Origin of the sequence: Streptomyces sp. NPDC059008 (assembly GCF_042749045.1) — a bacterium.
Lineage (GTDB): Bacteria > Actinomycetota > Actinomycetes > Streptomycetales > Streptomycetaceae > Streptomyces.
On sequence record NZ_JBHYJC010000032.1, the window covers coordinates 54,505 to 70,280 of the forward strand.

At 73.5% G+C, this 15,776-nt stretch carries 11 protein-coding genes; 7 read left to right on the forward strand and 4 right to left on the reverse strand.

What is annotated here, in order from left to right:
* The first annotated feature begins 128 nt into the window (after positions 1-128).
* Positions 129-1,340, forward strand: coding sequence for an MFS transporter (locus tag ACFWZH_RS28980; RefSeq protein ID WP_384437532.1), 1,212 nt, complete (start codon positions 129-131; stop codon positions 1,338-1,340).
* A 35-nt stretch (positions 1,341-1,375) separates the two neighbouring features.
* Here ACFWZH_RS28980 and ACFWZH_RS28985 read toward each other — a convergent pair whose 3' ends face one another.
* The 3 genes from ACFWZH_RS28985 to ACFWZH_RS28995 all read right to left on the reverse strand — a co-directional run bounded on the left by ACFWZH_RS28985 (position 1,376) and on the right by ACFWZH_RS28995 (position 5,106).
* A complete protein-coding gene (locus tag ACFWZH_RS28985) occupies positions 1,376-3,130 on the reverse strand; it encodes an NAD+ synthase (RefSeq protein WP_384437535.1) in 1,755 nt (584 codons plus the stop codon).
* 113 nt (positions 3,131-3,243) lie between these two features.
* A complete protein-coding gene (locus ACFWZH_RS28990; RefSeq protein ID WP_384437538.1) occupies positions 3,244-4,830 on the reverse strand; it encodes a multicopper oxidase family protein in 1,587 nt (528 codons plus the stop codon).
* 90 nt (positions 4,831-4,920) lie between these two features.
* The gene (locus ACFWZH_RS28995) at positions 4,921-5,106 is read right to left on the reverse strand and encodes a hypothetical protein (RefSeq protein ID WP_384437541.1); all 186 of its coding nucleotides are present in this window, start codon (positions 5,104-5,106) and stop codon (positions 4,921-4,923) included.
* A gap of 215 nt (positions 5,107-5,321) precedes the next feature.
* Here ACFWZH_RS28995 and ACFWZH_RS29000 point away from each other — a divergent pair, with 215 nt between their 5' ends.
* The 4 genes from ACFWZH_RS29000 to ACFWZH_RS29015 all read left to right on the forward strand — a co-directional run bounded on the left by ACFWZH_RS29000 (position 5,322) and on the right by ACFWZH_RS29015 (position 11,717).
* The gene (locus tag ACFWZH_RS29000) at positions 5,322-6,080 is read left to right on the forward strand and encodes a DUF998 domain-containing protein (protein ID WP_384437544.1); all 759 of its coding nucleotides are present in this window, start codon (positions 5,322-5,324) and stop codon (positions 6,078-6,080) included.
* Entirely contained in the window at positions 6,077-6,973 is an 897-nt protein-coding gene (locus ACFWZH_RS29005) for an alpha/beta fold hydrolase (protein WP_384437546.1), read from the forward strand. Before ACFWZH_RS29000 ends, ACFWZH_RS29005 begins: the two co-directional genes overlap by 4 nt.
* A gap of 330 nt (positions 6,974-7,303) precedes the next feature.
* The gene (gene glnA, locus ACFWZH_RS29010; protein WP_384437549.1) at positions 7,304-8,665 is read left to right on the forward strand and encodes a type I glutamate--ammonia ligase; all 1,362 of its coding nucleotides are present in this window, start codon (positions 7,304-7,306) and stop codon (positions 8,663-8,665) included.
* A 28-nt stretch (positions 8,666-8,693) separates the two neighbouring features.
* Positions 8,694-11,717 (forward strand): bifunctional [glutamine synthetase] adenylyltransferase/[glutamine synthetase]-adenylyl-L-tyrosine phosphorylase, encoded by a 3,024-nt coding sequence (locus ACFWZH_RS29015; RefSeq protein ID WP_384437551.1) that lies wholly within the window; start codon positions 8,694-8,696, stop codon positions 11,715-11,717.
* On the opposite strand, the gene ACFWZH_RS29020 is transcribed toward ACFWZH_RS29015, so the two are convergent.
* Positions 11,705-12,319, reverse strand: a complete 615-nt coding sequence (locus ACFWZH_RS29020) for a TetR/AcrR family transcriptional regulator (protein WP_384437554.1) — start codon at positions 12,317-12,319, stop codon at positions 11,705-11,707. The two genes, ACFWZH_RS29015 and ACFWZH_RS29020, sit on opposite strands and share 13 nt — an antisense overlap.
* A gap of 171 nt (positions 12,320-12,490) precedes the next feature.
* On the opposite strand from ACFWZH_RS29020, the gene ACFWZH_RS29025 reads away from it, so the two are divergent.
* Together ACFWZH_RS29025 and ACFWZH_RS29030 are read left to right on the forward strand one after the other, a co-directional pair.
* Positions 12,491-14,008, forward strand: coding sequence for an APC family permease (locus tag ACFWZH_RS29025; protein WP_384437557.1), 1,518 nt, complete (start codon positions 12,491-12,493; stop codon positions 14,006-14,008).
* A gap of 92 nt (positions 14,009-14,100) precedes the next feature.
* Entirely contained in the window at positions 14,101-15,753 is a 1,653-nt protein-coding gene (locus ACFWZH_RS29030; RefSeq protein ID WP_384437558.1) for an amidohydrolase, read from the forward strand.
* The last annotated feature ends 23 nt before the right edge of the window (positions 15,754-15,776 follow it).

The window sequence follows — 15,776 nt, forward strand, 5'->3', positions numbered from 1 at the left end:
CGACGAACTGCCGAAACGCGGTCGTCACGCCCCGTTCCCGCGCCGGAATACTGCGGCTGAGAGACTTTGTTCCGTAAGAGAACTTACCTCTCCCCTTACGGACGTCCCCTGAAAGGTCTGGGTCTTTCATGCCCTTGGCTCTGCTCGCGCTCGCGATCTCGGCCTTCGGTATCGGCACCACGGAATTCGTGATGATGGGCCTGCTGCCCAACGTCGCGGACGATCTGGGCACGTCCGTGCCCACCGCCGGCTACCTCGTCTCCGCCTACGCCCTCGGCGTCGTCATCGGCGCCCCGCTGCTGACCGCCCTCGGCTCCCGCATCCCGCGCAAGCGGATGCTGGTGCTGCTGATGGCGGTCTTCACGGTCGGCAACCTGGCCTCCGCCCTGGCCCCCGGCTTCGGCACGCTGATCGCCGGGCGGCTGCTGGCCGGTCTCCCGCACGGCGCGTTCTTCGGCGTCGGCGCGGTGGTCGCCGCCCGGTTGGTGCGCGAGGGCCGCCAGGCCCGCGCGGTCGCCACCATGTTCCTCGGCCTGACCATCGCCAACATCATCGGCGTGCCCGCCGCCACCCTCCTCGGCCAGCAGCTCGGCTGGCGGGCCACCTTCCTGATCGTGGCCGCCATCGGCCTGGTCGCGATGGCCGCCCTGGCCCGGCTGATCCCGCCGCTGCCGGCGCAGGAGCGCACCGGCCTGGCCCGCGAGCTGCGCGCCCTCGGCAGCCGCCAGGTCCTGCTCGGCCTGCTGACCACGGTCTTCGGCTTCGCCGGCATCTTCGCGGTCTACAGCTACCTGGCCTCGATGATGACCGAGGTCACCGGCTTCGCCGAGGGCTCGGTCCCGCTCGTCCTCGCCCTCTTCGGCATCGGCATGACGCTCGGCGCCCTCGCCGCGGGCCCCCTCACCGACCGCGCGCTGCGGCCGACCCTGTACGGCTCGCTGGCGGCCCTGGCCCTCGTCCTCGCCGCGTTCCACTTCACCGCCCAGGTCACGTGGGCCGCCCTGGTCACCGTCGTCCTCATCGGCGCGGTCGGCTTCCTGACCACCACCCCCCTGCAGATGCTGGTCATGAACAAGGCCCAGCAGGCCCCGACGCTGGCCGCCGCCTCCAACCAGTCGGCCTTCAACCTGGCCAACGCGGGCGGTGCCTGGGTGGGCGGCCTGGCCCTGGCGGCCGACTGGGGCTGGACGTCCCCGACGCTGGTCGGCGCGGTGCTGGCCGCCGCCGGCCTGGCCGTCGCCGTCGTGGCGGGTCTGCTGGACCGGGGTGCCAAGGACGCGTCCCGCATCGTGGCGCGCAGCCGGGAGGCGGCCGCGGAGGCCGGCGCGAGCGCCGGGTAGGCCCGCCGCGCCGCCGGGTGCCGGGTGAGGGACCGTCAGCTGCCCTCCCGCCAGCGGTTGGTGATCGGCAGGCGGCGGTCCTTGCCGAAGCCCTTCGTGGAGATCTTCGGACCGGGCGGGTACTGGCGGCGCTTGTACTCGGCGTGGTCGACCATCCGCAGGACGCGGGTGACCAGGGCCTCGTCGAAGCCCTGGGCGATGATGTCCTCGCGGCCGCGGTCGCGGTCGACGTAGAGCTCCAGGATGCGGTCGAGGACGTCGTAGTCGGGCAGCGAGTCGGTGTCGACCTGGCCGGGGCGGAGTTCGGCGCTCGGCGGCTTGGTGAGGGTGTTCTCCGGGATCGGCGGGGTCTGGCCGCGGTCGGCGGCGGCCTCGTTGCGCCAGCGGGCGAGCTGGTAGACGACGGACTTGTAGACGTCCTTGATGGGGCCGTAGCCGCCCACCGAGTCGCCGTAGAGCGTCGAATAGCCGCAGGCCAGCTCGGACTTGTTGCCGGGGGCGAGGACCAGGTGGCCCTCCTGGTTGGAGATGGCCATCAGGGTCGTACCGCGCAGCCGGGACTGGAGGTTCTCCTCGGCGAGGCCGGTGAGGGAGAGGGACTCCATGTACGCGTCGAACATCGGGCCGATCGGGACCGTGCGGAAGGACAGGCCCGTACGGCGGGCGAGTTCGGCGGCGTCGGTGAGGGAGTGGTCGGAGGAGTAGCGCGAGGGCATCGCCACGGCGTGGACATGGGCGGGGCCCAGCGCGTCGCAGGCGATCGCGGCGACCAGCGCGGAGTCGATCCCGCCGGAGAGGCCGAGCGCGACACTGTGGAAGCCGTTCTTGGCGACGTACGCGCGCAGGCCGACGACGAGCGCCGTGTAGATCTCTTCGAGGTCGCCGAGGCGTTCGGCCTGCCCGCCGGGGGTCTCGGCGGGGTAGGGCGGCAGCGGTTCGGGGGAGAGGGTCAGGTGGTCCACGCGCAGGCCGTCGTCCAGGACGCCGCCGGGGGGTTCGGGCGCCGCGGCCGGCAGGTCGAGGTCGACCAGGACACAGCCCTCCGCGAACTGCGGCGCCCGCGCGATCACCCCGCCGTCCTTGTCGACGACGATCGAGTCGCCGTCGAAGACCAGCTCGTCCTGGCCGCCGATCATCGCCAGATAGGCCGTGGTGCAGCCGGCCTCCTGGGCGCGCTTGCGGACCAGCTCCAGGCGGGTGTCGTCCTTGTCCCGCTCGTACGGGGAGGCGTTGATGGACACCAGCAGCCCGGCGCCCGCGCTGCGGGTCGCCGGGACCCGGCCGCCGTCCTGCCACAGGTCCTCGCAGATGGCGAGCGCGACATCGACGCCGTGCACCCGTACGACGGGCAGCGTGTCACCGGGGACGAAGTAGCGGAACTCGTCGAAGACGCCGTAGTTGGGAAGGTGGTGCTTGGCGAAGGTGAGCGCCACCTCGCCGCCGTGCAGCACGGCCGCGGCGTTCTGGGGCGCGCCGGCGGGGCGTCCGTAGCGCGGCCCGGCCTGCTCGCCGCGGTCGAGGTAGCCGACGACGACGGGGAGGCCGCCCAGGCCCTCGTCGGCCAGCCGCCCGGCCAGCGTCCGCAGTGCGACGCGGCTCGCCTCGACGAACGACGGGCGCAGCGCGAGGTCCTCGACGGGGTAGCCGGTCAGCGCCATCTCGGGGAACGCGACGAGGTGCGCGCCCTGGCCGGCGGCGTGCCGGGTCCAGTGCACGATCGTCTCCGCGTTCTGGGCGAGATCGCCGACGCAGGAATCGATCTGGTTGAGGGCGAGACGAAGTTGAGGCACCCCGTCAGTGTAATCGTCTTTCTGACGCAATGGGTGGCCCGCGGACTTCGCGGGCCACCCGTCGGTGACCGGACCGGGCCCCTCGGTTCAGTCGAGGGGGCGGCTGCCGTCCGTCACTTCGGCAGCCGGTAGCCGAGGACGGTCATCATCCCGGACTCCGAGTGGTAGATGTTGTGGCAGTGCATCATCCACAGGCCGGGGTTGTCGGCGTCGAAGTCGACGGCGAGCTTCTTGCCCGGCAGCATGATCGTGGTGTCCTTTCGGGGGCCGCCGTCGGGCAGCGCGAAGGTGTGCCCGTGCAGATGCATCGGGTGCCACATCTTGGTCTTGTTGCGGAAGACGATCCGCACCCGCTCGCCTTGCTCCACGGGGTACCGCTGCGACGGGGTGTACGGCTTCCCGTTGATCGCCCAGTTCCACTTCTCCATCGTGCCGGTGAGGTTCATCTTGATGGTGCGGTCGGGTTCGCGGTCGTCGAGCAGGCACGATTCGTCGCCCTTGAGGTCGCCCGCGCTGATCCCCCCGCTGCGCAGCTCCTTCGGGCGGATCTTGGGGTCGGGGGCGTCGCCGCTCCCGGTGCGCAGCAGGGCCTGTGCGGTCTGGTTGTTCTTGCCCGCGGAGAGCGCGGTGAACGGGAAGACCCCGTCCTTGGCCGTGACCAGGACGTCGTAGCGCTCGGCCATGCCGATCAGCAGGCTGTCGGTCTTGTGGTGCGCCACCGGGAAGCCGTCGGTGTGCGTCACGGTCAGCTGGTGGTCGCCGAGCGCGACCCGGTAGGCGGTGTCGCCGCTGGCGTTGATGATCCGGATCCGGATGCGGTCGCCGGGCTTGGCGCGGAAGGTCTCGCGGTCGTCGCGCGTCTTGCCGTTGATCAGGTGGTACGGATGTTCGACGGTGCCCGAGAAGTCGTCGTCGTCCATCCGGGCCATGTTCATCAGCATCCGGGACGCGGCGTCGCGGGAGCGCCGGTCGCTGCGGTGCGCCATCTGCAGCTCGCCATGGCCCATGGGGCCGCCGGGCTTGTCCTTGTTCAGCTCGGCCAGGATCGCGTCCGGGGTGACGCCGTCGACTCCGTCGAGCCAGTCGTCGATCACGATGATCCACTCTTTGTCGTACGAGAGCGCCTCTTCGGGGTCGTCGACGATCAGCGGTGCGTACAGCCCGCGGTCCACCTGCACGCCGACGTGCGGGTGGAGCCAGTGCGTACCGGGCGTGGAGGCGGCGAAGAGGTAGTTGAAGGAGTGGCCGGGCCTGACTTCCCGCTGGGTGATGCCGGGGACGCCGTCCATGTCGTTGCGCAGCTGCAGCCCGTGCCAGTGGATGGTGGTGGACTGCGGGAGGCGGTTGCGCAGGGTCAGCGCGATCCGCTCACCCGCGGTGACCCGGATAGGCCGGCCCGGCAGTCGGTCGCCGTACGCCCAGGTGTCGACGATCACGCCGCCCAGGTCGAGCCTGGTCTCGGAGGCGGTCAGCGAGAAGGCCCGTACGGGGCCCTTGCCCCGCTCGCCCTCGGTCTCGGCGACCTCCGCGCCGGAGGGGGAGACATAGCCGGACGGGGGGCGGTCGTCGCGGCCGTGGGGGGCGCCCCCGCCGTGCCTGGTGTCCGGGGCGGTGGATGCGAGGGATCGGGGGGCCAGCAGCCCGCTTCCGGCGGCGGCGAGTCCCGCGCCGAGCACGGCGCGGCGGGAGTGCGTACGCATAGGGAAAGCACCTCGTGGCGATGTCGGTGTGAAGTGTGGTCTGTTCGGGGGCGCTGCCGCGGGACTCCGGAGCGTCGGCGGCGGGCGCTCCTATATGCGCGGCACCGACAGTGGGGCGAGGAGTTGGGGACGCGGCGGCGCGGATATTGGCCACTGGCCGCGCAGCCGCCGGGTGCGCAGGGCCGTGCGGGTCGGGGAGGTCAGGGGGTCGGCGACCTGGGAGGTGAACCACGGCAGGCGGCCGCGGCACGCGGCGGCCTCGCCCTGTTCCCGCATCGCGGACCTCCCGACGAAATGACCCATGGGCGGCCGCCCCGCGGACCGCTGCCAATGGAATCTACCCCCGAGGGGTATGGCTCTCCCAGCGCTGTCCGCCGAACGGAGTGGCGCCTGCATATCCTGGGTCTTCCCGCGCACGGCGTGCCGGGGGCGCCCCCGGCGGTGGCCGGGGGAGTCGCGACCGGCCCGTTCACCCGAACACCTGGATCTCCGTGACCCGCACCCGCCGCTCCGCCGCCGCCCGCAGCAGGGCGTCCGCCACCCTGCTGCTGCTCGGCGCCGCCGCGTACACCGCGTGGGTGCTGGAGGTGGTGCTCGCCACCGGCCTCGACCCCGTGCAGGCGTACGTCAGCGAGCTGGCCGCCGCCGATCAGCCGCTCGGCGGGCTCTTCCGCGCCACCGACCTCCTCGCCGGTCTGCTGGTGCTGGCCGGTGCGGTGACCGCCCTGCCGACGACCGGACGCAGGCCCTGGGCGACGGCCGGCTGGGCCGCGCTGGCGCTCTTCGGCGCCGCCACCGCCGTCGACTCCCGGCTGCCGCTGAGCTGCGCGCCGACCAGCGATCCGGCCTGCGCGGCCCGGGAGACCGCCGGGCTGGTGCCGGCCACCCACACCGCGCACGCCATCAGCAGCTCCTGCGCGATGGTCGGCGCGCTCGCCGCGCTGGTCCTGCTGACCTTCGCCGCCCGGCGCTACGACCGCTGGCCGCCGCTGGGCCGCCTCGGCCCCGCCCTGGTGCTCGCCGAACTGGCCGCCACCCTCTGGACGCTGGCCTCCGTCGCGGCGTTCAGCGCCGGCCGGGGCACCTGGGCCCTGGGCGCCGGCCAGCGGCTGCAGGTCCTGCTGGTCGCCCTGTACATCGCGCTGCTCGCGGTCTGCGTGGCCAGGTCAGGACCGGCGCCAGCGGCGGGAGAACGGGCATCGGCGAAGCAGGCACCCCAAGAACCCGCAGCAGGACGAGGAGACCGATGAACCGACACCCGCGCCCGCTGCCCGCCCCCGGCCGGTTCCTGCGCGTCGACGGCGTCGCGCTGCACGTCCTGACCGAGGGGAGCGGCCCGGTCTGCGTCCTGAGCGGCGGTCTGGGGATGGCCTGGTTCGACTGGGACGCGGTCGCCGCGCTGCTCGCCCCGTACCGCACCGTCGTCCGCTTCGACCGCCCCGGACTCGGCCTGAGCGCCCCGGCGCCCGCGCCGCCCACCGTCGCCGCCGAGGCGGACCGGCTCGCCCACCTCCTCGACGCGCTCGGACACTTCGGCCCGGCCACCGTCGTCGGTCACTCGCTCGCCGGGTTCCACGCCGAGGCGTTCGCCCGGCTGCACCCGGCCCGGTGCGCCGGGCTCGTCCTCGTCGACGGCAGCATCGAGGACGACCCGCGGCCCCGGCTGCCGCGCGCGGTGCGCACCGCCTGGGCGGGCGGCCTGGCCGGCGCGCTGTCCGCCGCCGGGCTGGCGCACGTGCTGGGACCGGCGACCCGCCGCCTCATAGGGCGCGCGGCGACCGTCGGCAGCCATCCGCCGCACCCGTGGGAGCACGCCGGCTACCGGACCAGCCGGGTGGTGCGGGCCTGCGCGCTGGAGAACGCGACCTACCCCTACCAGGCCGCCGAGCTCGCGGCGCTGCGCAGGGACCGTGCGCTGCCCGACCTGCCGGTGACCGTCCTGGCGGCGTACGACGGCAGCGAGACGGCCGGGCAGCTGCGCTGGCTGGAGCGGCAGCGGGCGCTCGCCGCGGAGCTGGGCGGCCGGTTCGCGGTCGCCGCGCCCGCGGGGCATCTGGTGATGGCCGATGTGCCCGAGTCGGTGGCGCAGGCGGTGCTGGACCTGTCGGGGACGGGGCGCGACGCGACGGCGCCGTCCGCCTGAGTCCCGGCCGCGCGCGGGGCGCGGAAACGTGAAAGCGCTGAAGCGCGGAAGCGCGAAAACGCGAAAACGCAAGGCATGGCCCCCTCAACAGCGGGTCAACGACACCTCCGGCCCGCTTCAAGATCGGCCCAAGCCCCCCGATTGGCATGGCCGGCCGCGCTGAGCGGGCACACCGTGGGAAGGATCGGGGACGAGGGTTACGGGACGGCGGTTCTGATTCAGGCCAAGGGTGCGTAATGTGACGGTAACCCCCTCACGTGATACTGGTGTGCCACGCACGATCTTCCCCGCGCGTGGACAGGCCGATTGACCTGCAAGGATTGGTGACCCATGGACAAGCAGCAGGAGTTTGTGCTCCGTACGCTCGAGGAGCGCGACATCCGCTTCGTACGGCTGTGGTTCACCGATGTCCTCGGGTTCCTCAAGTCCGTGGCGGTCGCGCCGGCCGAGCTGGAGCAGGCCTTCGACGAGGGCATCGGCTTCGACGGCTCGGCCATCGAGGGCTTCGCCCGGGTGTACGAATCCGACATGATCGCCAAGCCGGACCCGGGCACCTTCCAGATCCTGCCCTGGCGTGCCGAGGCCCCCGGCACCGCCAGGATGTTCTGCGACATCCTGATGCCGGACGGGTCGCCGTCGTACGCCGACCCCCGGTACGTCCTCAAGCGCATCCTGGCCAAGACCTCCGACCTCGGGTTCACCTTCTACACCCACCCGGAGATCGAGTTCTTCCTGCTGAAGGACAAGCCCGTCGACGGCTCCCGGCCGATCCCCGGCGACTCCTCCGGCTACTTCGACCACACCCCGCAGAACGTCGGCATGGACTTCCGCCGGCAGGCCATCACGATGCTGGAGTCCATGGGCATCTCGGTGGAGTTCAGCCACCACGAGGGCGCCCCCGGCCAGCAGGAGATCGACCTGCGGTATGCCGACGCGCTCTCGACCGCCGACAACATCATGACGTTCCGGCTGGTCATGAAGCAGGTGGCGCTGGAGCAGGGCGTCCAGGCGACGTTCATGCCCAAGCCGTTCTCGGAGTACCCGGGCTCCGGCATGCACACCCACCTCTCGCTCTTCGAGGGCGACCGCAACGCCTTCCACGAGTCCGGCTCGGAGTACCAGCTGTCCAAGGTGGGGCGCTCGTTCATCGCCGGCCTGCTGCGGCACGCCGGGGAGATCTCCGCCGTCACCAACCAGTGGGTCAACTCCTACAAGCGGATCTGGGGCGGCACCAACCGCACCGCGGGCGCCGGCGGCGAGGCCCCCTCGTACATCTGCTGGGGCCACAACAACCGCTCCGCGCTGATCCGCGTCCCGATGTACAAGCCCGGCAAGATGGGCTCGACCCGGGTCGAGGTCCGCTCGATCGACTCCGGCGCCAACCCGTACCTGACCTACGCGGTGCTGCTCGCCGCCGGCCTCAAGGGCATCGAGGACGGCTACGAGCTGCCGGCCGGCGCCGACGACGACGTGTGGGCGCTGTCGGACTCGGAGCGCCGGGCGATGGGCATCGAGCCGCTGCCGCAGAACCTCGGCGAGGCCATCGAGCTGATGGAGCGCAGCGAACTGGTCGCCGAGACCCTCGGTGAGCACGTCTTCGACTTCTTCCTGCGCAACAAGAAGCAGGAGTGGGAGGAGTACAGGTCGGAGGTCACCGCCTTCGAGCTGCGCAAGATGCTGCCCGTGCTCTGAGCCACCGCGCCCACCGAGAGGCCGCATCATGGCACTTCCCGCTCCGCAGGGACGGCGGAGCAGCACCTTCACCCGGCTGCTGAGGCACGGTTTCACCGACCCCTCGGCGGCCGGGGTGCTGCTCGACGTCCCCGAACTCGCCCCCGTGCGCGACGACTCGGTCCTGCTCGAAGCGCTCGGGGCCACCGCGGACCCGGATCTCGCGCTGCGGGGCCTGGCGCGGCTGGTGGAGGCGCTGCCGCCGGACGAGCAGCAGACGCTGCTGAGCACCGTCGTCGCGGCCAAGCCGCTGCGCGACCGGCTGCTGGGGGTGATGGGCGCCTCCGAGGCGCTCGTCGACCACCTCGCCCGGCACCCGGAGGACTGGCAGTCGCTGGTCACCTACGAGTCGGTCGATCTGCACCCCACCACCCCCGAGTTCGAGCAGTCGCTCGCCGAGGGCATCTGGGGCGAGCGGGGTGCCGGCCGCTCACGCGCGGACGCGCTGCGCGCCGCCTACCGCCGGGCCCTGCTGGGCATCGCCGCCCGCGACGTGTGCGGGACGACCGATGTCGCCGAGGCCGCGGCGGAGCTCGCGGACCTGGCCACCGCCACGGTCCGGGCCGCCCTGGAGATCAGCTACGAGGAGGCGCCCGGCGACGCCGCGGTCTGCCGGCTGGCCGTCATCGGCATGGGCAAATGCGGCGGCCGGGAGCTGAACTACGTCTCCGACGTCGATGTCATCTTCGTCGCCGAGGCCAAGGAGGGCGTCGACGAGGCCAAGGCGCTGCAGGCCGCGACCCGGCTCGCCGCCCGGATGATGCGGCTGTGCTCGGACAACACGGTCGAGGGCACGATCTGGCCGGTGGACGCCAATCTGCGGCCCGAGGGCCGCAACGGCCCGCTGGTGCGCACGCTCAGCAGCCATCTCGCCTACTACCAGCGCTGGGCCAAGACCTGGGAGTTCCAGGCGCTGCTCAAGGCCCGCCCGATGGCCGGTGACCTGGGGCTCGGGCAGGAGTACGTCGACGCCCTGGCGCCGATGGTGTGGGAGGTGGCCGAGCGGGAGAACTTCGTCTCCGACGTGCGCCAGATGCGCCGCCGGGTCGTCGAGAACATCCCCGCGGCGCAGGTCGAACGGGAGCTCAAGCTCGGCCCCGGCGGGCTGCGCGACGTCGAGTTCGCCGTCCAGCTGCTGCAGTTGGTGCACGGCCGCAGCGACGCCACGCTGCGCAGCGCCACCACCCTGGACGCGCTGGCGGCGCTGGCCGCCGGCGGCTATGTCGGACGCCAGGACGCCGCGGCCCTGGACGCCGCCTACCGCTTCCTGCGCACCTTGGAGCACCGCATCCAGCTCTTCCGGATGCGCCGGACCCATCTGATGCCCGAGGACGAGGCCGAACTCCGGCGTCTGGCACGGTCGTTGGGGCTGCGGACCGAGCCGGTCGACACCCTCCGCAGGGAGTGGAAGTGGCACGCCAGGGAGGTGCGCCGGCTGCACGAGAAGCTCTTCTACCGTCCGCTGCTCGATGCCGTCGCCCATCTGGAGCCCGGCGAGGCCCGGCTGTCCGCCAGGGCCGCCCGCCACCGCCTCGAAGCGCTCGGCTACCACGACCCGGGGGCCGCGCTGCGGCATCTGGAGGCGCTGGCCTCCGGCGTGACCCGCAAGGCGGCCATCCAGCGGACGCTACTGCCGGTGCTGCTCGCCTGGTTCGCGGACTCCGCCGACCCGGACGCCGGACTGCTCAACTTCCGCAAGGTCTCCGACGCGCTCGGCAAGACGCCCTGGTACCTGCGGCTGCTGCGCGACGAGGGCGCCGCCGCCGAGAACCTCGCCCGGGTGCTCTCGGCCGGCCGGCTCGCCCCCGACCTGCTGCTGCGCGCCCCCGAGGCGGTCGCGCTGCTCGGTGCCCCCGACGGGCTGCAGGCCCGCACCCGGGCCGCGCTGGAGCAGGAGGTGCTGGCCGCGGTCGGCCGCGCGGACGGTGCGGAGGCGGCGGTCACGGCGGCCCGCGGGGTGCGCCGCCGGGAGCTGTTCCGCACGGCCGCGGCGGATGTGATCGGCGCCTACGGCACGGAGTTCAGCCCGGCCGACAAGGACCACGGCCACTCGGTCGACGCGGTCGGCTCCGCGCTCTTCGACCTCAACGCCGCCACCCTCGCCGGCGCGCTGCGCGCCGCGGTCCGCGAGCAGTGGGGCGACACCCTGCCCACCCGCTTCGCGGTGATCGGCATGGGCCGCTTCGGCGGCCACGAGCTGGGCTACGGCTCGGACGCCGATGTGCTGTTCGTCCACGAACCACGCGAGGGCGCCGACGAGCAGGAGGCCGCCAGGGCCGCCCACGCCGTCGCCAACGAGATGCGCCGGCTGCTGGAACTCCCCTCCTCCGACCCGCCGTTGCCCATCGACGCGGACCTGCGCCCGGAGGGCAGGTCCGGGCCGCTGGTGCGCACCCTCGCCTCGTACGCGGCCTACTACCGGCGCTGGTCGCTGGTGTGGGAGGCCCAGGCCCTGCTGCGCGCCGAACCGGTCGCGGGCAACGCCGGCCTGGGGGAGCGGTTCATCGAGCTGATCGATCCGCTGCGCTATCCGGCCGAGGGCCTGGGAGAGGACGCGGTCCGCGAGATCCGCAAGCTCAAGGCCCGGATGGAGGCCGAGCGGCTGCCCCGCGGCGCCGACCCGACCACCCACGCCAAGCTGGGGCGCGGTGGTCTCAGCGACGTCGAGTGGACCGTGCAGCTGCTGCAGATGCAGCACGGCTGGGAGATCCCCGGGCTGCGCACGACCCGTACCCGCGAGGCGCTGGCCGCCGCCCACGCCGCCGGGCTGATCGGCACCGAGGAGGCCCAGACCCTGGACGAGGCCTGGGTGCTGGCGGCGCGGGTGCGCAACGCGGTGATGCTGGTGCGGGCCCGCCCGGGGGACACCTTCCCCACCGACGGCCGGGAGCTGGCCGCGGTGGGCCGCTACCTCGGCTACGAGGAGGGGCACGTCGGCGAGATGATCGACGACTACCGGCGGATCACCCGGCGGGCGCGCGGCGTGGTGGAGGAGATCTTCTACGGGGCCTGACGCTCCAGCAGCTCCCGGCAGTGCGCCAGGAATCCGGCCAGGGTCAGCTCGAAGGCCTGGTCGGCGCGGGCCGGGCCGGCGGCGTCCTGTGCCGCGGACAGCCGGGGCGCGCGGGTGCCGTCGGAGACCTCCCACATGATCCTCGGCGCCGACATGTCGAGCGCCGAGCCGAGCACGATGTTGTCCAGGCCGGTGATCACCGGTAGCACGGCGGACGGGTCGAAGCCGGCGTCCAGCAGCATCCCGGCCACCCGTTCGTACTGGGCCAGCACCTTGGGCGCGCGGACCGGTGAGGTCATCAGCATCGGGATCGTGCGCGGATGGGCGGCGAACGCGGCGCGGTAGGAGCGGGCCCAGGCCGCCAGCGCGCGGTCCCAGGAGGCGTCGTGCAGGGTGCCGGGGTCGATGGCGTCGGTGACCCGCTCCCGCAGCAGCTCGATCACCCCGGCCCGGCCGTCCACATGGTGGTACACCGAGGCGGTCTGCACCCCGAGCCGGCGGGCCACCTCCGGAACGCTGAAGTCGCCCTTCTCGTCGACGAGTTGGAGCGCCGTCGCGCCGATCCGCTCCCGGTCCAGCAGGGCCTTTCGCGGCCGCCCCATGTCCTTGCTCCCGCCCGACCCCGCCGAGGGGTCTTCCCGAATCGTACGGCGGGGGGTACCTTCCCAAAAACCGAAAGCCTTTAGGTTTTTTTCTCGCGGTCGAGCTGCCGTCACCATCCCCGTACGTGCCGGGCCGCCTCCTTCCCTCCCTCGGCAGAAGGGCATCGAGACATGGCCGCACAGCCCGCACCCCGCGACGGGGCGCCACCGCACGGCCCGCCACCGGCCGCCGCACTGCGCCGCGGCACCCTCGGCGTCGCCGACATCGCCTTCTTCGTGATCTCGGCCGCCGCCCCGCTCACGGTGATGGCCGGCACCTCACCGCTCGCGATCGGCGCCGGCGGCCCCGGCGCCCCCGTCGGCTACCTCCTCGCCGGCGCCACCCTCGCCCTCTTCGCCGTCGGCTTCACGACCATGGCCCGGCACGTCCGCAACGGCGGCGGCTTCTACGCGTTCATCACCCGGGGCCTCGGCCGCCCGGCCGGCTTCGGCGCCGCCACCGTGGCCCTGCTCGCCTACAACGGCATGCAGATCGGCGTCTACGGACTGCTCGCCACCGCCACCCAGGACGCGTTGCGGGCCTTCTGGGGCATCCACCTGCCCTGGCCGCCGATCGCCGGCGCCGGCGTCCTGGTCGTCTGGTACCTCGGCCACCGCTCCATCGACTTCGGCGCCAAGGTCCTGGGTGTCCTGCTGGTCGCCGAGACCGGCATCCTCGTCCTGCTCGCCGGCGGCGTACTGCTGCACGGCGGCGCGCACGGCCTGGCGCTGGACTCCTTCACCCCCGGCAACGTCCTGGTGCCCGGCACCGGCGCGGTCCTCGCCTTCGCCTTCGCCGCCTTCACCGGCTTCGAGTCCACCGCGATCTACCGCTACGAGGCCCGCGATCCGGCCCGCACCATCCCCCGCGCCACCTACCTCGCGGTCGCCTTCCTCGGCCTCTTCTACGCCTTCGTCATCTGGATCGTCATCCAGGCCGTCGGCAGCGACCGGATCGTCCGGGCCGCGCTGCACGACCCGGCTGGCCTCTTCTTCACCGCCACCACCGAGTACGTCGGCAGCTGGGCCGCCGGCCTGATGCACCTCTTCATCGTGACCAGCATCCTCGCCTCCCAGCTGGCCTTCCACAACGCGATCAACCGCTACGTGCTGGCCATGGCCCGAGAAGGCGTGCTGCCCGCCGCGGTCGGCCGCGTCCACCCGCGCCACCGCTCCCCGTACCTGGCCGGCGCGGCGCAGAGCCTCCTCGCGATCCTCGTCGTCGTCGGCTTCGCGCTGGCCGGCGCCGACCCCTACCAGCAGCTGCTGCTGTGGATGAACACCCCCGGGATGCTGGGCCTGCTGGTGCTCCAGGCGATCACCGCCGTCGCCGTCCCCTGTTACTTCCGCCGCTTCGCCCACCAGGAAGGGGCGCTGCGCACCGTCCTCACCCCGATCGCCGCCGCCGTCCTGATGGCCGGCGCACTCTGGCTGGTCATCGCCAAGATCGACCTGATGACCGGTGCGCCGCCGGCCACCAACACCGCCCTGGTCCTCACCGTCCCCGCCGCCTTCGCCCTCGGTCTCCTCGGCGCCCGCCGGATCCGCCGCAGCCGCCCCGAGGTCTACGCGGGCTTCGCGGCGGAACCGGACGAGGACGAGGAGACCGCACCGGACCCCGGCGAGGAGGCCACCGCCCGGACCCCGTGACCGCCGCAACCGGCCGCCACCGGCCGGCCCCGCACCACCGCCCCCCCGACCGCGCCCTCCCGACAGCGACCCCTGCCCCCCCAGGAGCCCCCATGCCCGCGTCCGCCGCGTCCTCGCCCCTCACCACTGCCGACACCGTCCTGACCGGTGCCCGGGTCCGCACCCTGGACCCGGACCGCCCCTGGGCCGGGGCCGTCGCGATCAAGGACGGGCGGATCGCCGCGGTCGGGGACGAGCGGGACGTACGGGACTGGCGCGGCGCCGCGACCGAGGTCGTCGACCTGGCCGGGGCGACCCTCACCCCCGGCCTGGTCGACGGCCACAGCCACCCCGTCTGGGGCGTCGAGATGGCCACCGGCCTCGACCTCTCCCAGGTCCGCGACCTCGACGCACTGCGCACCTCGCTCGCCCGCGCCGCCCGCGCGCTCGGCCCCGGCGAGTGGCTCACCGGCTGGGGCCTGGACCACAACGTCTTCGGCGGCCGCCCCGTCCACCGCGATCTGATCGAGGACGCCCTCGGCGGCGCCCCGGCCTTCCTCCGGCTCTACGACGGGCACTCGGCGCTGGCCAGCGGCCGGGCCCTGGCGGCCGCCGGGATCGACGGGCCGCGCCGGTTCGCCCAGCGCGCCAGCGTCGTCTGCGACGCCGACGGGCGCCCCACCGGGCACCTCGTCGAGCACGCCGCGATGGAGCTGCTGACGCCCGTCGTCCCGCGTGCCTCGGCCGCCGACCGCCGCGCCCGGCTGCTCGCCCTGCTCGACGAGATGGCCGCCGGCGGCCTCACCGGCGCCCACGTCATGGACCTGGAGAACGACGGCGTCCCCGAGCTGCTGTCCGGTATCGAGGCGGACGGCGGTGTCCTCCCCCTCCGGCTGCGGCTGGCGCCCTGGTGCATGCCCGGCGTCGACAAGGAAGGCCTCGACCACCTCGTCGAGCTGCAGCGGCTGGGCGGCCGCCACTGGCGCGTCGGCGGCGTGAAGTTCTTCATGGACGGCACCGTCGAGGGCGGTACGGCCTGGCTGGAGCACGCCGACTGTCACGGCCAGGGCACCGACGCCTTCTGGCCGGACCCCGCCGCGTACACCCACGCCGTGCACCACCTCGCGCGGGCCGGTGTCCGCACCGCCACCCACGCCATCGGCGACGCCGCCGTACGGCACGTCCTGGACACCGTCGAGCTGCTCGGCGACGACCGCAGGCGGGCCCGCCACCGGCACCGCATCGAGCACATCGAGACCGTCCCGGCCGAGCAGCTGCCGCGCTTCGCCCGCCTCGGCGTCGCCGCCTCCATGCAGCCCACCCACACCGCGTACACCCGCGCCGACCACACCGACGCCTGGTCCCGGCGGGTCGGCGAGGAGCGCGCCGGACGGGCCTGGCGCTGCCGCGATCTGCGGGACGCGGGCGCGGTGCTGGTACTCGGCTCCGACTGGCCGATCGCCCACCACGACCCCCGCCAGGTCCTGGCCACCGCCCGGCTCCGCCGCCCCGCGGGCCGCCCGGACGTCGCGCCGGTCACCCCCGGCCAGGCGCTGACCGGCCTGATGGCGCTGGAAGGGTGCACCTCACACGCGGCACTGGCGGTGGGCGAGGAGCACCAGGCCGGCCGCATCGCCCCCGGCTACCGCGCCGACCTCACCGCCCTGGCCGTGGACCCGGTCACCGCCCCGGCGGACGAGCTGGGCACGGCAGAGGTACGTCTGACGATGACGGGCGGGCACCTCACCCACCGCACCGTGGGCTGAGCCCCGCGGGGCCCCGGCACCGC